Below are 19,994 nucleotides of genomic sequence, written 5' to 3'. Positions count from 1 at the left end.
CCAGCCATCCAACAAGGAATCGTCCCATGATTAACAAGCCACAACATCTGACCTATGCCACCGGCGCTCCAGTCAACGACAATCTCAACGTCCTCACTGCTGGGCCTCGCGGACCGACTCTTTTGCAGGACATTTGGTTGATCGAAAAGCTCGCCCATTTTGACCGCGAAGTGATCCCGGAGCGGCGCATGCACGCCAAGGGCTCTGGCGCGTTCGGCACCTTCACGGTTACTCACGATATCACTCGCTACACGAAGGCGAAGATCTTCTCGCAAATCGGTAAACAGACGCCAATGTTCGCACGGTTTTCGACCGTCGCCGGCGAGCGAGGTGCGGCCGATGCCGAGCGCGACATTCGGGGCTTTGCTCTCAAGTTCTACACCGAGGAAGGCAATTGGGATTTGGTCGGTAATAATACCCCCGTGTTCTTCTTCCGGGACCCGCTGCGATTCCCCGATCTCAATCACGCGATTAAGCGCGACCCGCGCACTGGTATGCGTAGCGCTGACAATAACTGGGATTTCTGGACTTTGTTGCCGGAAGCCCTGCATCAGGTCACCATCGTGATGAGCGAACGCGGGCTCCCGCGTAGCTACCGCCACATGCATGGCTTTGGGAGCCACACTTACAGCTTCATCAACGCTGCCAATGAACGCACCTGGGTGAAGCTCCACTTCCGCACCCAACAGGGTATCGAGAATCTAACCGACGCCGAAGCGGAAGCTCTGGTCGGCAAGGATCGCGAGAGCCATCAGCGCGATCTGTTTGAGAGCGTCGAGCGTGGGGACTTTCCACACTGGACACTGTTTGTCCAGCTCATGACGGACGAACAGGCCAAGTCCGTCCCCTTCAATCCGTTCGACTTGACGAAGGTCTGGCCGAAGGCGGATTTCCCGTTAATCGAGGTCGGCTATTTCGAGCTGAACCGCAATCCGGAGAACGTCTTCGCCGAAGTCGAGCAGGCCGCGTTCTCGCCAGCCAACGTCGTGCCGGGCCTCAGCTTTTCGCCCGATAAGATGCTTCAAGCACGCCTATTCTCGTATGGAGACGCGCAGCGCTACCGGCTTGGGGTCAACTTCAACCACATCCCGGTAAATGCGCCGAAATGCCCCTTTCACAGCTATCACCGCGACGGCGCGATGCGGACGGATGGCAATCTCGGCCGGACGCCGACCTACTCCCCAAACAGCCACGGCGAGTGGGCGGACCAGCCCGACCTCAATGAGCCACCGCTCGAGATCGATGGATCGGCCGCACACTGGGATCATCGCATCGATGACGACCACTACCAGCAGCCGGGCGACCTATTCCGCAAGATGAACGCGGCCCAACGGCAGATACTGTTCGACAACACAGCGCGCGCCGTCGGCGGCGCGGCGATACACATCCAGGAGCGGCATATTGCCAATTGCACGAAGGCCGATCCCGAATACGGCGCGGGGGTTCGCGAAGCGCTCTCGCGGCTCGCGGCCATCCGGTCCGCGAAGAACAGCCTCGCTGCAGAATGAACGGAATATCCGCGCTTGCACTTGAACAAGACGCTGCGCTGGGTTGATCCGGCCGGAGACGAGCGGCATTTGGTGGTGCTTTCTGCGGCACCTGCTTTTGGGTGCGTGTCGTCCGCCAAACATAGACGGGATAAGGCCACTGGTGCTGGCCTTCCGATCCTTGCCAAGATCTGATCGGCACCGTAACGACAGGAAAACGATATGGCGCACTACGTGCTTGTCCACGGCGCTTGGCATACGGGTACCGAGCTTGGGCCGACGGCCGCTCTAATTCGGGCTGAGGGACATCAGGTCTATACCCCTACGATAAGGGGCAACCGCCCAGGCGATTCGAAGACGACCGGCTTGGCCGAGGCCATCGAGTCCATCGTCGAGTACCTGGACGAAAATAATGCAAAAGACGTCATCCTCGTCGGACACAGCTACGGAGGAATGGTGATTACCGGTGTTGCCGACCGTGGCGCCCACCGCCTCCGACGACTGGTCTACTGGAATGCCTTCGTTCCCAACAACGGCGAATCCCTCCTCGACATGGGGGCGCCGGGTAGCGTCGACATAATGGAGGCGTTCGCGGCGGAGCGAAATGACGGTTCCATCGAGTTGCCGTTTCCGTTCTGGCGTGAGGCTATGATCAACGACGCCGACATCGAGACGGCGAAAAGAACCTACAATATGCTCAACCCTCATCCGATGAAGACTTTCGGGGACAAGATCTCTCTCTCCCAAAATCCCGCCGAGATGGCTATTGCAAAGTCCTACATCAACTGCACCGAAGATACCGCCATGCCGCACAGCCATCCGTGGCACCCGAGACTTTCGGAGAAACTTGGACTTTTTCGTTTGATCCAGGTTCCAGGCAGTCATGAACTTTGTTTCTCAAACCCCGTAAAGTTGGCGCAAGCGATCATGGACGCAGGGCGTGACTGATGTGGCCGCAGGCCGGCATAGCCAAGCTGGATAGTGATTTCGGCGGCAACGCTTTTCGCTGCTCTCGACACGTCGCTGGAATGCGAAACTTTTAAATCACATGACCGCTGATCGCGGGAGCCAATTTATGCCCACGAGCTCGAAGGTGTCGCCCCGATCTAGCAGGAAGAGAGAGCAGAGAGATGCCAAATCTTTCTGCCTTCGTGATCACACAACGCTGGACCGCAAGTATCCCGATCGCCTGCAGCCTTATTCATTGCTGACGCCGAACGGCGTCAAGGTCTCGGTTGTGTTGGAGAAAATCAGGCTATTATAGGAAGCGCATCTCGTAAACGTCAACAAGGACGACCAGCATAGATAGGGTTCGAGAATGACCGACGTGATTTCTGGCATTGAGAGTTCCGACAGCGCGATCGCGCGGGAGGCTGCCAAACTGGTGCGGCAACACGAAACTGAGATGTTGTTCAACCACTCCCTTCGCATAGCTGAGCCGCCACTTCCCCGCATCGCGGTAATGGCGATCAGCCTCGAAGCCTTGTGGGTGTTTTCCTCTCAGACTAGCCGGGGTCTTCGGATCCCGGCGTTTTTTTGGCTGGATGGCCGAACGGACAGTCCGCAACTATCGCGCATTGATTGCTGTCTACAAGGCGCAGAAGTTCGACGACTTGCCCGACCGCCGGTGTCGCTGGCCAATGATTGAAAGGAACGTTTAGAAAGGGAAACGAACATGAAGGCGATCGAGCACTCGTTCCAGACGTTCGTCGACGCCATGTATACGGCGGACGACGAACTCGAATTCGAGAGAGTAGCCACGCGCCTGGCTCAACGCCTCGGCTTTCGATGGTTCGCCTATTTGCACCTGATCCAGAATGAGCCGGCGTTGATCTCCTCTTACCCGAAGTCCTGGACGGGGCGATACTTCGACCTCGGCTATCAACGCCTTGACCCGGTAGTGCGGAGGGCGAGCAGGGAGCATGACGCCTTTCCCTGGAGCGGATCAACGCCCAGGGCCGCTGGCACCCGTGAACAGCGCAGGTTCTTTGACGAAGCCGTGACATTCGGCATCCGTTCCGGAATCACGGTGCCGATCCGAAGCGGCTTCGGACGCATGGCCGCATTTACGCTCGCGACTGATGAACGGTCCGCGCGCGCCGAGCAGCTCTTGTCAGAGGCCAAGGATCTCGTTCAGCTGGCAGGACTTTATTTTCACATACACGCCACAACGAAGCTGAGGAGCCGTTCGGGTAGGCAAACAAAGCCAGACGTCCTGACCCAGCGTGAGCGCCAGTGCCTCGCATGGGCCGCCCAGGGCAAGACCGTAAGCGATACGGCCATGCTTGTTGAGATCGCGCCGCGCACGGTCGTCTTTCATCTGGAAAACGCCCGGCGCAAGCTCGACGCAGCGTCGATTGCGCAATGCGTCGCGGAGGCCCTGCGTCGCGGGCTGTTGCCCTGATCAGACAAGGCGGCCGATGTTACCGAGATCTAGCGAAACAGCCTTGCGACCACGCAGGTTGCGTTTCATGTCGGCCGAACCTATTGGTTTTCCTGATGCCTTTCGTTTCCCGGTTCACCTGCTTCGAACTGTAAAATAGATCAGGCGCGACTGCCGCAGGCTTTTGTTGTCGTGACCTCCTACTTAAACCGGAGGTCACCATGCACGTCATCACACTTAGCAATCGTCAATTTGGCCAGCATCTGGGTCTACTGTCCGAGATGTATCGGTTGCGGCGTCGGGTGTTTAGGGATCGTCTCGACTGGAGCGTCTCAGTCTCGGGCGACCTTGAGCTCGATGTCTTTGATACTCTAAATCCCCTAGTGCCTTGACGCCCGCAGCATGTTTTGGTCGACCGGGTACATGTACCTCGGAAGCGGTGATGGCAGTCGTTGTGCCGCCGTGAAGGTAGCTTTCGAGGAATCCGACAACACGCTGGCGCGGCGAATAGTCCCCAAAGGTGATATGGACATGACTGTCAATCAAGCCGGGGATCGCCGTGGTCCCGGCAGCATCGACAACGACATCGCAAGCCGAAGTGCTTTCCGACGAAAGTGTACCGACCAAAGTGATACGGCCGTCCTCCATCAGGATGCCGTCGCCTGCGCCGAAAGGCGCCTTGACGTCGCCAGTGACTATATTACCAATATTGGTGATCGCCACTCGCATGCAAGTCTCCGCCAAATCTAGCATAGCCCGTCTTCGCCGACGACCGCATTTGCGGCTAGGCCTCCGACGCGGGGGTTCAGGCGTCCCCGGTTGGCAAGACACACGATTAGCGCGACTTCGTCCGCGCCAGGTGCATCTCGCGGCAGGGTCACCGACACGCCGCCATAGTGCGAACGAACGTAGAGGGCGTCCTTGTGGGCCAGCGGGACATCGATCAAGGAACCGGGCGAAGCGAGCTTGGTGAAGGATGGGATTCAGGCTTTCGCGCCGCCAACGGCATCGCGTAGCGGCTTTGCAAATACCGTGGTCAGCATTGCGTTGGCGTGCTCAATCTCTCCATCCAATCCAACAACGCCGCCCTTGCCATAGCTGTCTACCCTGCAGGAACCCATGGCCTCGACCGCGAGCTTCGAGAGCACTTTGCCGACCCCGGCGCTGGCAGCGATCATTGATGACAGATCCTCAACATAGCGTCCGGCATAGGGATTGGCGACTACCGCGACCGCGGCGACACGACGCAACGGCTCCTCATGGCGGCGGCCGGCCTCCACCTCCTTGTGATCGGTAAAGCAGAGTAGCCGTCGGATATCGAGCTTCATGTGGATCTCGCATGATGTGTAGGCTGAAACGCTTTGGAGAATTCGTCGTCGCCGCGGGGTTATCCAGATGACGGCAGTTTGATTTTGTCGCGCTCTTCGAGAAGGCGAGGGAGCATCGTCGAGCGCATCACCTTTTCCGATATCAATTCGACACGACCACTGGCTGACAACGCGGCCACTGTCTTTCCATCGAACCTGCGCAACGAAACGGCTACCGATCTAAACCCGATGTTTGCCTCTTGGTTGGCAAACGCATAGCCACGCTTTCGGGCGAGCTCAATTTCTTCACGTATGTCCTTCTTTTTGGTCTTCGTGAATGTCGTCATGTCCTTCGGCACGAGACGCTTCATGTAATCCGACAACTCCGAATCGCTGAGTCCCGTGAGCAAGACTCTGCCAAGCGCGGTCGAGAAAGCTGGCAGTCTCGAGCCGACTATACCTCGATCGCCTGAAAACAAATGATTTGGGTAGGAGCGGACAATAAAAACGATCTCATCTTGATGAAGAACGGCAACCGAGATTCCCGTATCCAGCTCCGAGGCCAGCTTATCGCAGAGCGGTTGAAACACGGTCGAGAGCATATTGGAAAGCAGGTAAGCGCCCGCCAATTCGAGGACCTTCGGGGTGAGCCAAAAGAGCCGGCCGTCGGTTTCAACATACCCGAGGATTTCAAGCGTAATCAGGGCTCTCCGCACTGTTGCGCGAGGAAGACCGAGCGTCTTTCCTGCGGCAGCTAATGTCATTTTCGGGGAATCTTTGCTGAACGCCGAAATTACGCTCAGACCTCTGGCTAAACCCTCAAGATACTCCGCCGGCCTCTTGGCTGCCTTGCGGTTGATTGCGTGTTCGGTTCCAAGTCGTGACATTAATCAAATCCTATCGCGAGCCGCGTACACCGCGGCTGGAGACTTCACTCAATCGGCATCTGAGCTGCAGAGACTGGAAGCGTCCCTGCAGCCTGAAATGTTCTACTCTGCCGCCTTCGCTAATGACGTGGGTACGAAGTCACCTGCGGGGCTTAGTGCTTTTTGGGATATGTCCGCATAAGCAACAAGCCAGTCGACATCATTAGCAGCTATAAAGGAGCCACTTCTTGCACCTCGCAACACTGATGGTCGGTCAAGCCAGGGCGCCAACTCTCGACCACGCTCGTTGTTGGCCACAGCCCGAAGAATCGCCCGGCGCGTTACGACAACCATTCGGTCGCTGGGGGCCAAATGTTCCGCACCCCGATCAACGATTTCGCCCATGCTTTCAATAATTGACTGATCCTGCACAACCACGCTCTCGATTCCCGTAAAGCTGCTCGTTCGCTGTGCTTCCCGGTCAATCAGATAGTCGTTTGCTCGATTTGCGACACCACGCCAACGCCCGTACCAGTCTGGGGTGTTCTCCCTAAACTGAATATCTGTTCCAAGCCCAGGAACATCACTACCGTCTTTCTTCGTTCTAAGCGCTTGCGTTCTCTTCTTGTAGCTAAAGTTGAAGACCATAGTATGCGTGTCATCCATGGGCACCCAGGCTTGGGATACTATGTGATCCTCAAACGTGCCGTCCGGATAGAGGGTATAGAACGGAAACACATAATGCGCGAAGCGGTAATAGGTATTGCCGGGATCCGCATCTCTATACCCACAGTACATGGTGCCCCAATCGGTTTCCTGAACGTGATAGAGGGGCTGCCGGTTGGTGACAGCATAGCTGTGCATGTTAAGTGGATCAACGTCGTCGCCGCTGATAGACCCCATGTGCAGGAAGCCGAAGTGTGATGTGTCGATGTCACCCTCCAAAGCCTGCAACCAATTGCATTCGCGTTGAACGCATCTGACCGTGACGAGGTCAGACGGAAGCAGCGTTGCCTCAAGCTCCGGCATCGGAGGAGGGGCCTCTTTGCTTCCCATGTATGTCCACACGACACCATTTCGTTCAGTCGTACGATATGCCTTGGCCTTGACCCTGGGGCTGAAGTCCCATGGCGGGATTACGTTCGGCATTTCCAGGCAATTGCCGTCGACGTCGAATTTCCACCCGTGATAAACGCAACGCAAGCCGTCATGCTCGTTGCGTCCAAAGAAGAGTGAAACGCAGCGATGTGGGCACTGCTGATCCAGGATACCTACCCGTCCTGACGAGTCACGAAATCCGATCAGCCTCTCGCCCAAAATCAGCAAACGCACTGGATCACGGTCAGCAACGAGCTCGCTGGAAAGGCAAGCCGGGACCCAATACTCTCTCATGAAGCGGCCCATTGCGGTATTAGAGCCCACTCTAGTCAGTGTCTCGTTGTCTTTAGGTGAAAGCATTCCAACCTCCCTGGCAAATGTTCTACTACCGAACAACCGTTCGATTATAGCATTTGGGACACGGCTGGCAACGCGGTAAGCCCGGGGGGCAAAGTTGAGGGGGAATATCGCTGAGGTGGACCGGCATAGCCGACAGGTTGCTTTGGCCAGACCCGCTTGTTCGGCATCGTCGTCATTCTCGCCCGGATCGAGCCGTTGGATCACAAAAATCGCTAAAATCCGTTATTGCCATTTGAATGGCTTGGTTGACTTGCTTACCATCCAGGTCTCGCGCGAAGAGTTCAAACTCGAAGCGCCCGCGGTAGCCGGCGCGCCGCAAGAGATTTAAGGTTCCACTGATATCAACAACACCATCGCGCATTGCGCAGCGCTTCGGCAGTAGATTGGGTCCCCTCGGCTGGGTCACGCCGCACAATTGAACGAGCGTCAGACGGTCGGCGAGCCGTGCTAACGCCAACTCCAAGTCCGGCTCCCACCAGGAGTGAAAGATATCAAGAACAATACCCAAACCCGGAAGACGGTCGCATAGTGCGGCCGCCTGCGCGAGCGTGTTCACGGTACCCTTATTGAAGATTTGCACCGGATGCATGGGTTCGATGCCCAGTCGGACGCCATAACGGCTCGCGGTTTCAATTAGCGACGGCAGCTCTGTCTCGAGCGTGGCGCGAGCCCGCGGCAGATCGGCGGCAGTGTCTTGCGGCCCCATGTCATGAAGACCACCTCCAATGATGACGAGCGTGTCGGCCGACAGTTCGCTCGCAGCCTCGATCAGGGCCCTGTTGATCGCCTGCTGTTCTCTCGATCGCTCAGGGTCATCCCACAGAAAGAAGCCGGCACTATTTACCGAAGTGATGTCGAGCTGACGCTCTCGCAGCATGCGCTTGAGCGACGGCATCTCAGTCTCGGAGAGCGCGCGCTCCGTCACGCCAACGCTTCGAGCCCCAGCGGCTGCGGCATCGTCCAAGAAGCGCGAGAGCGGATAGCCGGGCGGAGCCACATAGTGGTTTATCGACAACCATGTCATAAGTTGCGTACTCCGTCGCGTCTCGTGACATAACTCTTGGCGCGAGGGGGGCGATGTCTCATGGGCTCGGATGTTTCGGAGGAGCGACCGGCATCGGTGTAGGCTAATTGTCTATGCCAGTGATCGAGTTGCGAAGTGCCCTCGGATCCCGGTTTGGCCAACGTCCGCTTTCAACCTGGCTCAGAAAATCTCCGACGATGCGGTTATATTCATCCGGCTCCTCAATATTGATGGCGTGGCCTGAGTTCGGCATTACGCACAAGGCCGCTGAACTGATAGTCTGCTTCATCAGCAGACCCGGAAGCAGGCAAGGCCAGTCCTCATCTCCGGTAATGATCAATGTAGGCACCGTGATGCGCTTCATCTCGTCAACCAGATCATAGAGAGAGGGACGTTCCTTTTGGACGCCCGATTGCGTATTGGCCGAACCTAGCGGAGAGTGTTCGGCCAGGATGCGCCTGAATTCCGCAAACCCCCGCGGGTCCTTTCTTTGGAACTGGACGCGCGTTGGCCCCAGCGAATATTGCTCGGCGAAAGCCGGCATGTCGCCTTTTAAGAGCTTTTTGGCGATCATGTCTGCCTCCGTGCGAAAGGAGTCGCGCTTTTCGAGCTCGGCGCCGTAGCCGCAGCCGCCAATGCACAAGGATAATGCGCGCGCCTGATGACGGAGCCCGAAGTGGAGTGTCGCAAACCCACCCATCGACAGGCCGACAACGTGGGCTTGCTTTTCACCGATGTGGTCCAGCACAGCGAGAATGTCATCTGCCGCTCGAGCCTGCGAATAGGAGGAGACGTCTGTCGGTACGTCTGAGGGCGGAAACCCGCGAGCATTGTATACAACCGTGCGATATCGTTTTCCGAAGTGACGCATCTGCTGTTCGAAACTGCGCATGTCGCCGGCGAATTCGTGCACGAGAATAAGCGGACGTCCTGATCCTGTTTCCTCGAAGTACAGTTGCACGCCATCGCTTGTCGTCGCGTAAGGCATTCTTCGCTCCTGCTGCTTGCCGAATAAATGCTCGGAATTGTCTGTGGCTTCGTCGAAGGCTAGATGGGGTTGATGTCTCAGCGCCGAGCGATTGCTCTCCAAAGTTAAATGTGTGGTCGAGAGTGAGACAAACCGACACAGGCGCCAATCAAGCACGTCGTGAGAGGCGCTGAAACCCTATCCTCAAAGCAAAGTTTTACTTGCGTGCTCCAAGATCAGCTATTACGCTCTTACGAACGGTCGTTCGATAGGCGAACATTCCTCTGATTGCTTATTTGTGCCCTTTATGGATGAGACAACAATGCGCGACCGGGTTCGCGACGGTGCGAGGTGTTCCGTTGCCCAACTTGTCGAAAACACTTTCCGAAACGCGATGACTTTGATCGCGCGATGCCAGATGAAATGAGCCGGTCCACCGCTGATGCTCGTAGTCTCTTGAATTGGGCGGCGCCAAAGAGTGCACCGAGTCCGGGCGGAGGCATCATTCGTCTGGAACCCGAGACAGGCGAACTCAAGGCATGTCGAAGAAGAGGTCCCAAGTTCGTGCGTACGGCGCCACCGGCGGGCGTACGAGCGCCGGAATAGACCAATTGGAGGAAGAGCGGTGGTAAGCCTGAAGTTCGACGAGGTGACACAGGTCTATGGCGGGACGGGCAGAGAGCCTGCTTTCGTCGCGTTCGACAACATTTCGTTTGAGGCGGGGTCATCGGAATTCCTGGCGGTCGTCGGTCCATCTGGTTGCGGCAAATCTACCCTCCTTCGCATTGCTGCCGGCTTGATGCCGCCGACGGAAGGACGAGTCCTCCTCGACGGCCATCTTGTTTCGGCGCCTCCTCAGGGCGTCGTCTATCTTTTTCAACAGTATGCGAAATCACTGTTTGCGTGGCGCACCGTGATCGAGAACGTGATGTTTCCGCTGGAAGGTGCGCCTCTCAGCCAGCGGCGGACGAACCGGCAGCGGTGTAGCGACTATCTCCGCCAGGTCGGCCTATCGGGTTTTGAGAATAAGTACCCTTGGCAGCTTTCGGGTGGAATGCAGCAGCGTGTAGCCATCGCCAGGGCGCTTGCGGCGGAACCGAGAGTTCTGTTGCTCGATGAACCATTTAGTGCAGTCGACGCGCTTACTCGCATGGAGTTGCAGTCGTTGATCCTTGAACTGTGGGGACGCAACAAGTTTACCGCGTTGCTTGTAACCCACGATGTCGAAGAGGCCATCTTTCTTGCGGACCGCGTTGCAGTGCTCAGCGCGAGGCCGACGACGTTGGCAGAAACAATCGAGGTCGGCTTACCTCGGCCGCGCGATCAGATCGTGACCCGCGAGACCGCACGATTCCTTGAGCTTCGGCATCGTCTCACCAGTTCTTTGCTCGGCAGGGGCAACATGAATGCCGTACTTAACTGAAAGATGGACATCGATTGCGGTGGGAACGGCCTCGCTGGCCGGAGTTCTATTATTGTGGGAGTTGGCTGGGGCGGCCCGTTGGATCAATCCAACGCTCTTGCCACCTCCGTCACGCATCTTCGAGACGTTGGTGGCCATCGTCGCGAGCGGTAAGTTTCTTGGCCCCCTCTGGCATACCTTCGCCTTGTTCGCCACGGGCTACGCCATCGCGTGCGCGCTCGGCGTCGGCCTCGGCGTTGCCATGGGCACGAGCCCCGCTCTGTACGGCCTTTTGGAACCTCTAGTCGAGATCATACGGCCGATTCCGAAGCCTGCTCTTGTCCCGGCGCTATTTCTGTTCTTAGGGATTGGGAAGACGACGATGGTGACGGTCATCGTTCTGGCGGTGCTGTTTCCCGTCCTGATTAATACCTTGCAGGGCGTCCGAGGGCTCGATCCAGTATTGTTGGATACGGCAAGGACATTTCATGTGTCGCGATTCAGGACGATCTGGACAGTTGTCCTTCCCGCAACGCTGCCTATGATTCTTGCGGGAATGCGGCTCGGACTTGGTCTTGGCCTTGTGCTGGCCATTCTCGCGGAAATGCTTGCCGGCGAAACGGGCTTGGGATTTCTAATTCTGGATTTGCAGCGTTCGTTCCAAATCCGGGAAATGTTTGCCTGGATAGTAATCTTGGTGGCTTTGGGAGGCGGACTCACCGTCGCTTTCGATGCCATGGAAAAGCGCTTCGTGCCATGGCGCGGTCGCGCCTGATCTTAGGGAGGGCAATAATGCCGACGTTCAATCTCACCCGGCGCAGCGTACTTGCCGGGGCTTTGGCCTCGGCCGCCACTTCTGGCAGGGCGTCGGCACAGACATTTGAGAAGGTGCGCGTAAGCATTATCCCTACTAACGATGTGGCACCTCTGTTCTCCGCTATCCATAATGGGTATTTCCGCGAACTTGGCCTCGAAGTCGACACAAGCCCTTCAACTGGCGGTGCCACCGGAATTCCCGCGCTGATAGCTGGCAGCTTCGATGTTGCATACGGTAACGTCGTGTCGACGCTCCTAGCGGTTCAACAGGGGCTTGACCTCAAGGTGATTGCGGCGGGAACGAAGATCATTCATGTCGATACGGACACCACGGCGATTATCGTCGGCAGTGAGAGTGGGATAAAGAACGGAAAGGATCTCGAAGGTAAAAGCATTGCCGTGAATACTCGCAACAACGTGATCTGGCTCTACTCAAGAGCTTGGATCAAAAAGACTGGCGGCGATCCCGACCTGGTCGCATACCGCGAAGTGCCGTTTCCACAGATGGAAGACGCGTTACGTCAAAAGCGGGTAGATGCCGCTCATGTCGTTGCGCCATTCTCAGTCATTGCAACTGCGAAACCTGGGCTTATTGCCATCGCCAAAGCCTATTCTGAGGTCCAGCCTGGCGCTGATGTGGGCCAATACGCGACCACAGGCAAATTTCTTGCTGAAAGACCAGAAACGGTAAGGAAGTTTGCCGCGGGATTGCGACGTGGTGCTGAGTGGTTCAATGCAAACGTAAAGAGCGAGGATGTCCTAAACATCATCACCGGCTACACAAAGGTCAACGTCGCTGTTCTAAAGACGATTGACATGGCTCCCGCACCGCTCCGCTGCGATCTGCTGCAGATCAAAAAAACCATGGACCTGATGATCGAAAACAAGCTTCTCAATGGCCCTCTGGACTTGACCAACATCGTGTCCCCCGTCGCGCTGTGATGACTGTGCTCAATCAGACTAGTCGCCCACCGGCCATCGACGCAAACAAGCGTATCGAGGAACAGAGGCGTTCTTTGGGTTGGTCGCACCGGCTCCGGCAGGAAAAGCGGCTGTACGGGCTCGCTCTAATTGCGGCACTTCTGATCCTTTGGGAAGCTTCGGTCCGGCTCGGCTGGGTGGTCAGTTCGTACTGGCCACCGGTTTCCGTCGTCTTTCTCGCCGCACTACGTGGATTGGCTGGCGGCGATATCGCGCTGACGCTCTTGGCGACTCTGCGGCGCGGAGCAATCGGATACGCATCGGGAAGTGTGGCGGGTATCACGCTCGGACTGCTGCTGGGGGTGAATCGTTGGTTGCGTTATCTTATCCGTCCAATCATTGAGGTCATACGTCCGATACCAGCGCCGGCCGTGATACCGCCGTTGATCTTGTTTCTCGGCGTCGATGATGCCTTGAAGATATTCATCGTGGCGCTTGCGAGTTTCTTTCCTGTTTTTACGAATGCGTTTTCCGGCGTGCAGGCCGTTGACGATACGTTGGTGCAGACCGCTCGCACATTCCGGGTCGGCTGGTACCGTACGATGATGAAGGTCATTTTGCCGGCAACGTTACCGCCGATCACTGCGGGCCTTAGGTCGGCTATCAGCATTGCGCTCGTGGTAGCCGTGATTGCCGAGATGATCGCCGGTTCGAGTGGGATCGGCTACTTCATCGTAGAGATGCAATATGCCATGCGACCAGACCAAATGTACGCTGCCATTATTTATCTCGCGGCGACCGGGTACATTTTGAACAGGTTGTTCCTGGCCGTTGAAGCACGCCTGATACCTTGGATGGGTAAGGTATGACGCGTAGTGCTGCGCCACGCGGACTTCTGTAGCTACCAAGGCGCAGTCGCGAACTGGCTCTGTCCACGCCCGCTCAGGAGTGCCTGCCCGGCATGAACGCGATAGCCATCGCCGCCCAGGGGCTTTATGCTTGTGCGAAAGCCAACCAGCTGGGATTAGCGTATGCCGAGAGCGACCCGATCGCAAGAGGAGGAAGAAAGTGTACAGGCTTTCGGGCCAGACTTTCTCGAAGGTACTGCGCGCAGCCTGCGCATCCTCAACCTTTTCGGACCGGAATTGCAGCGTATGACGATGAGCGATGCGGCGAATCGCCTCCAGATTTCGCGCGCGACCGCGCGCCGGACACTGTTTACTCTTGTTCAGCTTGGCTACCTGAGGGCGGAGGGAAATTCGTTTGTTCTTACGCCGCGAGTTCTTTCTTTTGCGTCGGCTTTCCTGTCGTCCGACACAGTGGCGACGGTGATGCAGCCTCTCGTCCAAACGGTTAGCGACAAACTCAATCATGCGTCCGCTGCCGGCGTCCTCGACGGCGACTGTGTCGTGATGGTGGCCAGGGCTAGTCCTTCTCGGGCCACCACGGCGGATATGCGGATCGGCTATCGCTTGCCCAGCTACTGCACATCGGTCGGTCGTGTGCTGCTCGGAGGTTTGAGCGACGCGGAACTCGACAAGATCCTGGATACGCCGCCGGCGCGACTGACGGCCAGGACCATAGTCGATCCGGCCGTATTGCGGACGCGTGTCATTGCTGATCGAAAGAAAGGCTTTTCGATTGTGGATCAAGAGGCAGAGGAGGGCTTCCGCTCGATTGCCGTTCCTGTAGCCAACCGTCAGAATCGCGTTGTCTGCGCAGTGCACGTCGGCGTTCACACCGGCCAAGCTTCCATTGGCCAGATGATTGACGAGTTCCTGCCGGTATTGAAGGACATCGCGGCCGAAGCCCAGACCATGGTCATCTAAGAGCGCTCTCACCTCCAGCGGCGTCCTAGAGGTGCTTGGCCCGCCGGCGTGGGACCAGCAGGCGAGCCCTTCGTTCTATCGGTGGTAGACGATATCGCCCCCGACGATTGTCTGGACAGGCTTGATGTCCTTGATCTGCTCCACCGGAACCGTGAAGTAGTCGCGGTCAAGTACGACCATGTCGGCGAGTTTGCCAGGTTCGATCGGGCCTTTGATCGCTTCTTCGAAGGTCCCGTAGGCGCCTGACACCGTGTAGAGCCGCAGCGCTTCCTCCCGGGTGATGGCCTGGTCAGCGCCATAAACGTTGCCCTTCGAATCCTTGCGCGTTACGGCGAGGTAGATATTGGTCCAGGGATTCATCAGGTTGCCCTGGAAATCGGTGCCAGAAGAGACGTTGTTGATCCCCAAAATGTCGATCGCCATGCGATTGGGGATGACTCTATGCGCGACGTCCTTGCCCAGGTTTCGCTCGATCGTGGGCCCCTTTTCCCAAAGGAATGCGTTCTGCAGTTGGAGGATCACGCCGAGCTTCTTCATTCGCTCTAGCTGGTCGCGGCGGATCAGGCTTCCGTGCTCGATGGAAAATCGCCGACCGACGATCGACTTCTCTTTGCTGGCCGCTTCGTAGGCATCCAGGACCCGATCGATAGCGGCATCGCCAACGGCATGAATCGAGAAGCGCCAATCGTTCTTGTTGCCGATGCTGACGTTCGAATTGACGTGCTCGGCGGCCATCGCAGCCACACCGTGGTAGTTGGGGTCGCCAGGATAGGCGTCCCGGGTAAAGGCCGTGCGATAGGTCATGCCGCCGTCGACGGGCATCTCGCCAATCGCGTCGATCCTTAGCCACTCGTTGCCGGAACCGGAAGAGATTCCAATCCCGTTTGTTGCCTCGGCCCAGCGCTCCTGGGACGCATTGAAGTCCGGCTTGTACATGACAGAATAGCGGAGCGTCATCCGATGGGTCAGCATGAGCCTCTGCAGCACTCTGATATTGGGCGGCACCAAACCGGGGTCGAGCACGCTGGTCAATCCATAGGCGTTGGCCACCTTCATCGCCAAGAGGTAACGCTCTTCAAGCTCGTCTTGACTTGGTGCGGGAATGTGCTGCGTCACCAGCCTTGATGCCAACTCTTGAAAGACACCTGTCGGATTGCCGGCGTCGTCTTTTTCGATCACCCCGCCATCCGGACTCTGAGTGTTGCGGTCAACGCTCGCAATCTTCATCGCTGCTGAATTGAACGACGACACGTGGCCGGGGAGGGCGACCGGGTTGTTGGGCGCGACGCTATCGATCTCCGCCGCCGTCAGATAGCGATGTTCCGCCAACTGGGAGTTCGGGAGCCAGGTGCCGCCGAGAATCCATTCACCCGGCTTTCGCGTTGCGGCGAACGCCTTGATCCGGGCGAGCGCGTCTGCAACCGTTTTGACGTCCAGCAGTTGAACCCGAACCGCGTCCTCACCGGCCCATACCGTGTGAATATGAGAGTCGTTGAGCCCAGGAACGACGGGTGCGCCCGCCAGGTCGATGACCTTGGTCTTGGGTCCAATGTAGGGTTTGACAGAGGCCCCGCTGCCGATCGTTAGGAACCGGCCGTCTAGGACCGCAACGGCCGAGACAACGGACGACTTGCGGTCAAGCGTGTAGATCTTTCCGTTCGTATAGACGACGTCCGCTTGGATTTCCGCCATCGCCAACGCCGGGTAGAGCACACACACTGCGCAAAGTGCAGCCAATCCGCTCGTCTCAAAGCTTCTCATGTATTTCCCCTTTCTAGATATCGTTTGTATCGTCGTAACGTCTTGCCCAGAGCGGCGGACCGAGGTGCTCGGCCTGTCTGCGTCGAGTTCGCAGGTTGGTCCTTACCCTACCGGTGATAGACAACCTTGCCCCCGACGATCGTTTCGACGGGTTTGATGTCTTTGATTTGTTCGACCGGGACGGTCATGTAGTCGCGGTCAAGCACGACCATATCGGCAAGCCTTCCGACCTCGACTGAACCTTTCTTCTTTTCGTCAAATGTCGCGTACGCAGTGGAGGTGGTGTAGAGGCGCAACGCTTCTTCACGGCTGATCGCTTGGTCAGCGCCGTAGACGTGACCTGTAGGGTCTTTGCGGGTCACCGCAATATACAGGCCGAGGAACGGATTGAGCAGGTTCACCGGATAGTCCGTACCCAGTGAAACCTTATCGATGCCGAGCAAGTCGATCGCCATCCGGTCGGGAATTACGCGATTGGCGGTATCGGCGCCGAGGAAACGTTCGACGGTTGAGGCTTTATCCCACATGAAGATGTTCTGCAGTTCGATGATGACGCCCATCGATTTGGCGCGCTCAATCTGATCGTGGCGAAGCATGCTGCCATGGATGATGGCGAACCGGCGTCCGACAATGGATTTCTCCTTATTGGCCGATTCGTAGGCATCGAGTACGCGGTCGCAGGCAGCATCGCCGACGCAGTGGATCGCGAACTTCCATTCGTTCTTGTTCCCCGTGCTGACCACCCAATTGAGACGCTCCGCGGGAGTTGACGGTATCCCGTGGTAGTTGGGGTCTCCGGGATAGGGATCACGCGTGAACGCTGTCCGCAACGTCATCCCGCCGTCGATCGACATCTCGCCGATTGCGTCGAGTTTCAGCCAATCGTTGCCAAATCCAGATGACACTCCGATGCCTTCGGTTGCCTGATCGTATTGTTCGGGCGTGACGTTATTGCTGAGGCCATTCATCACGCTGTAGCGCACGGTCATGCGACCCATGGTCATCAAACGCTGCAGGGCCCGGATATTGGTCGGTCCGAGTCCCGGATCGGTCAAACTGGTCAGCCCAAGACTGTTGGCGTACTTCATCGCGTCGGCATATTGGTCGACGAGGTCTTCCAGGCTCGGCGGCGCAATATGACGCGTGATCAAGTTCATCGCGCGCTCGAACATGATGCCGTCCGGCTCGCCAGCCTTGTCCTTTTCGATTACGCCACCCTCGGGGTCGGGCGTGTTGCGATCGACGCCGGCGATCTTTAATGCGGCGGAATTGAACATAGCGATGTGGCCGACTGTCCGCAGGTGCACGGGGTTGTTTGGCGCAACGCTGTCGATTTCGGTGCGGGTCAGGTAGCGATGTTCTTCCAGTTGGGAGGCGGGGTGCCAGCTCGTCCCCAGGATCCACTCGCCGGGCTTCTTGGTGGCGGCCGCCGCCTTTATTTGGGCCAGCGCTTCGGCGACGGTCTTGGTGTCGCGCAGTTGCACCTGGCGCGCCTCCGCGCCGCCGGCAAGCGAGTGCGCGTGATTGTCGTTCAGGCCGGGAATCACCGTTTGGCCATGCAGATCGACCACCTGAGTGCTGCTGGCCAGGTAGGGCTTTACGGTCGCGTTGTTGCCCACCGCGATGAACCGCCCATTCCATATCGCTACATCTGAGGCGACCGAAGAGTTGCCGTCTAGCGTATAGATCTTGCCGTTGCGATAGACGATGTCCGCTTTGACCTGCGCAAAAGCCAAACCTGGACCAAGAGCAGTAAAGGCACAGACAGCGGCCACAGGGGCGAGCCGGGATAACTTCATTGGTTTTCTCCTCGTAGTCTCGACGCGTTGTTCAAGCGTCCTGTTCTGTCGGATCGGCTCTCTTGCATCCGAAGCTCACGTCTCGCTCGATCAGTGATTGCTGAATTCCGTTCTCTCACCGAACACTTCCGCGCGCGGGTTGATGTTCAGGCCAGCATTGTCAGAGCGCCGCGCGGGAGAGTCAATATATGACGATATGTGCGGTAGGCGCACAAGTTGAAGGACGCGGGTTCCGTGGAATTTTGGATTCACGATGACCCGGACCGCTTCGGATACACCTTGCCCATCGAGCTGATTGCGTCGGTGACGATGCCGTTACTCGTCGTGGATGGTGAGAAGACCGAAGTTAGTTTCGACATGCGGTGCTGACAGTCGCCGAAGCTCTTCCCGACGCGGAGCACAAAACAACGCTTAAAGGGCAGACCCACAACGTGTCTGCGGCAGCCCTTGCTCCCGTGTTGGCGAAATTCGTCGCCTGAAAACCACGTTCTTCTACAGTTGGTAAGACGACGCGGCTTATGCCGCGCAATGGGCCACCTATTTTTTTTTGGTTTGGCGGCCCGTCGCCGAAGAGCGGCGTGCGGATGATCCGGTCAAATGCTTACGGGCTAATTCGCCGGCATGTCGGATGTGCTTTTCGAGTATGACGGTGGCCTTGGCGGTATCGCGTTTCAGCGCGGCGGCCAAGAGGGCCTCGTGCTCGTCGGTAATCGACTGCTCGATGCTTTTGTACTGCACGAAAGAACGCCGATAGCGCTCGCCGTTTTGGATGAGAAGTTCGCAAAAACGCAATAGCCAGGATGAGCCGCACATGCAGTACAGTGCGAAATGAAACTCTCGGTGTCGCTTTTCCCAGAGGTCGGCGGCTTTGCCCTTACTTAGATCGGTCGTGGATTGGATACCTTTCAGCTTGTAAAGCGCAGCGACAGCGTTGGCTTCCCAGTTGAGGTCGCCGTTGATGATCGAACGCCGCAGCGCTTCGCCCTCCAGTCTGATCCGCCAATCCACGATATCGACCAGCTCTTTTTCGTTGAGCTCCGCCACGCGGAAACCCTTTTGCCCGTCTGCGCGGACCAAGCCTTCCCCGGCGAGTTGGAACAGGGCTTCGCGGATCGGGCTTGTACCGACCCCGTAGAGCTCCTTTAAGTTCTCTGATTTGACCTTTATGCCCGATTTCAAGCGGCCCGATACGATGTCATCCCGAAGCCGCTCAAGGGTGGCGTCGGTCAAGGTCTTGGGCTCTAGTCCGGACCCGATGCGGATCGGCGGCCCCCAGCTTTCAGTCATCGTTCGGCCTCTCGGTAGTCCCGGCCGGGACGGCGGACTGTACATCGGATTTGCTGCCAGGCAAGTTACCGAGGGCCGCTATCGAGAGGGTCGACCTTCGAAGAATTTCGAAATATGGTAATAAATCGAAGAAAATGGCTGAGGGAGATTTCCTGATGTTTCCGTTGCCTCTGGTGGACCTGGAAGCCGTTACCCGGAGGCTTACGGAATCCCAAAAGCGCGTCGAAGTTCTATGGCAGGAGCCAGAGTCGCTTGCCTTCGTGGCTCGGGGCCGCGAATACCGAAGCGAATTCCACATCAACGACAGCGACGAGTTCACGTACATGATCAAGGGTACGATGAAGCTGCACTACCGCCCGCCCGGTGGCGGCGAGCAGATCATCACCATCGATCAGGGCTCCGTCAATTTCATGCCTGCCGGAACCCCGCATTCGCCGCGGTTCCCGCCTGACGCATTTGCGCTCATCGTGGAACGCGGAAGAAGAACCGGTGAGATCGACAAGTTTCAGTGGTTTTGTCCGAAGTGCGACCATCTCTTGCACGAAGAGACCTTCGTCGTAGAGGACTACCGCGCCGATCCGGTTTCGAAAGCCTACAAGAACTTCTTCGACAGCGAGCAAGCACGCACGTGCAAGGGCTGCGGGAACGTGATGCCGAAGCCTTAAGCGCGGCCGTCAGCCGGGGAAG

Annotated in this window: 18 protein-coding genes and 1 pseudogene; 11 read left to right on the top strand and 8 right to left on the bottom strand. The window is 57.5% G+C overall.

Translation table 11 applies throughout. The features are described 5' to 3' along the window. The first annotated feature begins 26 nt into the window (after positions 1–26). The 5 genes from V1283_RS28265 (at position 27) to V1283_RS28245 (ending at position 4,262) form a co-directional block, all read left to right on the top strand. Positions 27–1,508 (top strand): catalase, encoded by a 1,482-nt coding sequence (locus V1283_RS28265; protein WP_334389870.1) that lies wholly within the window; start codon positions 27–29, stop codon positions 1,506–1,508. A 201-nt stretch (positions 1,509–1,709) separates the two neighbouring features. Next, positions 1,710–2,435 (top strand): alpha/beta hydrolase, encoded by a 726-nt coding sequence (locus tag V1283_RS28260; protein ID WP_334389868.1) that lies wholly within the window; start codon positions 1,710–1,712, stop codon positions 2,433–2,435. Between the two features lie 370 nt (positions 2,436–2,805). Next, entirely contained in the window at positions 2,806–3,135 is a 330-nt protein-coding gene (locus tag V1283_RS28255; RefSeq protein ID WP_334389867.1) for a hypothetical protein, read from the top strand. 27 nt (positions 3,136–3,162) lie between these two features. Then, a complete protein-coding gene (locus tag V1283_RS28250; protein ID WP_334389866.1) occupies positions 3,163–3,891 on the top strand; it encodes an autoinducer binding domain-containing protein in 729 nt (242 codons plus the stop codon). Between the two features lie 200 nt (positions 3,892–4,091). Then, positions 4,092–4,262 (top strand): acyl-homoserine-lactone synthase, encoded by a 171-nt coding sequence (locus tag V1283_RS28245; RefSeq protein WP_334389865.1) that lies wholly within the window; start codon positions 4,092–4,094, stop codon positions 4,260–4,262. 354 nt (positions 4,263–4,616) lie between these two features. Here the strand turns inward: V1283_RS28245 and V1283_RS28240 are convergent. The 5 genes and pseudogenes from V1283_RS28240 to V1283_RS28220 all read right to left on the bottom strand — a co-directional run bounded on the left by V1283_RS28240 (position 4,617) and on the right by V1283_RS28220 (position 9,513). Next, a pseudogene (locus tag V1283_RS28240) lies at positions 4,617–5,198 on the bottom strand (amino acid synthesis family protein). 59 nt (positions 5,199–5,257) lie between these two features. Continuing rightward, the gene (locus V1283_RS28235) at positions 5,258–6,064 is read right to left on the bottom strand and encodes an IclR family transcriptional regulator domain-containing protein (protein ID WP_334389864.1); all 807 of its coding nucleotides are present in this window, start codon (positions 6,062–6,064) and stop codon (positions 5,258–5,260) included. Positions 6,065–6,166: 102 nt separating this feature from the next. Then, complete coding sequence (locus tag V1283_RS28230) at positions 6,167–7,501, bottom strand: Rieske 2Fe-2S domain-containing protein (RefSeq protein WP_334389863.1); 1,335 nt, start codon at positions 7,499–7,501, stop codon at positions 6,167–6,169. A gap of 172 nt (positions 7,502–7,673) precedes the next feature. Beyond that, the gene (locus V1283_RS28225; protein WP_334389862.1) at positions 7,674–8,525 is read right to left on the bottom strand and encodes a sugar phosphate isomerase/epimerase family protein; all 852 of its coding nucleotides are present in this window, start codon (positions 8,523–8,525) and stop codon (positions 7,674–7,676) included. Positions 8,526–8,628: 103 nt separating this feature from the next. Continuing rightward, complete coding sequence (locus tag V1283_RS28220; RefSeq protein WP_334389861.1) at positions 8,629–9,513, bottom strand: alpha/beta fold hydrolase; 885 nt, start codon at positions 9,511–9,513, stop codon at positions 8,629–8,631. Positions 9,514–10,117: 604 nt separating this feature from the next. Here V1283_RS28220 and V1283_RS28215 point away from each other — a divergent pair. The 5 genes from V1283_RS28215 to V1283_RS28195 all read left to right on the top strand — a co-directional run bounded on the left by V1283_RS28215 (position 10,118) and on the right by V1283_RS28195 (position 14,460). Continuing rightward, positions 10,118–10,915, top strand: coding sequence for an ABC transporter ATP-binding protein (locus tag V1283_RS28215; protein WP_334389860.1), 798 nt, complete (start codon positions 10,118–10,120; stop codon positions 10,913–10,915). 130 nt (positions 10,916–11,045) lie between these two features. Next, a complete protein-coding gene (locus V1283_RS28210) occupies positions 11,046–11,669 on the top strand; it encodes an ABC transporter permease (protein ID WP_334389859.1) in 624 nt (207 codons plus the stop codon). Positions 11,670–11,686: 17 nt separating this feature from the next. Further along, positions 11,687–12,652, top strand: coding sequence for an ABC transporter substrate-binding protein (locus V1283_RS28205; RefSeq protein ID WP_334389858.1), 966 nt, complete (start codon positions 11,687–11,689; stop codon positions 12,650–12,652). Then, complete coding sequence (locus V1283_RS28200; RefSeq protein WP_334389857.1) at positions 12,652–13,500, top strand: ABC transporter permease; 849 nt, start codon at positions 12,652–12,654, stop codon at positions 13,498–13,500. Before V1283_RS28205 ends, V1283_RS28200 begins: the two co-directional genes overlap by 1 nt. 162 nt (positions 13,501–13,662) lie before the next feature. Beyond that, positions 13,663–14,460 (top strand): IclR family transcriptional regulator domain-containing protein, encoded by a 798-nt coding sequence (locus V1283_RS28195; protein ID WP_334389856.1) that lies wholly within the window; start codon positions 13,663–13,665, stop codon positions 14,458–14,460. A 75-nt stretch (positions 14,461–14,535) separates the two neighbouring features. Here the strand turns inward: V1283_RS28195 and V1283_RS28190 are convergent, their stop codons facing one another. From V1283_RS28190 to V1283_RS28180, 3 genes are all read right to left on the bottom strand, one after another. Then, positions 14,536–16,221: an amidohydrolase gene (locus V1283_RS28190; protein ID WP_334389855.1), complete on the bottom strand. Its 1,686-nt coding sequence runs from the start codon at positions 16,219–16,221 to the stop codon at positions 14,536–14,538. Between the two features lie 107 nt (positions 16,222–16,328). Beyond that, a complete protein-coding gene (locus V1283_RS28185; RefSeq protein WP_334389854.1) occupies positions 16,329–18,020 on the bottom strand; it encodes an amidohydrolase in 1,692 nt (563 codons plus the stop codon). A gap of 537 nt (positions 18,021–18,557) precedes the next feature. Then, positions 18,558–19,307, bottom strand: a complete 750-nt coding sequence (locus V1283_RS28180) for a GntR family transcriptional regulator (RefSeq protein WP_334389852.1) — start codon at positions 19,305–19,307, stop codon at positions 18,558–18,560. A gap of 173 nt (positions 19,308–19,480) precedes the next feature. Here V1283_RS28180 and V1283_RS28175 point away from each other — a divergent pair, with 173 nt between their 5' ends. Further along, positions 19,481–19,972, top strand: a complete 492-nt coding sequence (locus tag V1283_RS28175) for a 3-hydroxyanthranilate 3,4-dioxygenase (protein ID WP_334389850.1) — start codon at positions 19,481–19,483, stop codon at positions 19,970–19,972. The last annotated feature ends 22 nt before the right edge of the window (positions 19,973–19,994 follow it).

It is taken from the genome of Bradyrhizobium sp. AZCC 2262 (genome assembly GCF_036924535.1).
In the GTDB taxonomy this organism is placed as follows: Bacteria; Pseudomonadota; Alphaproteobacteria; order Rhizobiales; family Xanthobacteraceae; genus Bradyrhizobium.
The sequence above is the reverse complement of the archived record's forward strand: the minus strand, read 5'-3'. Positions and strand labels throughout refer to the sequence as shown.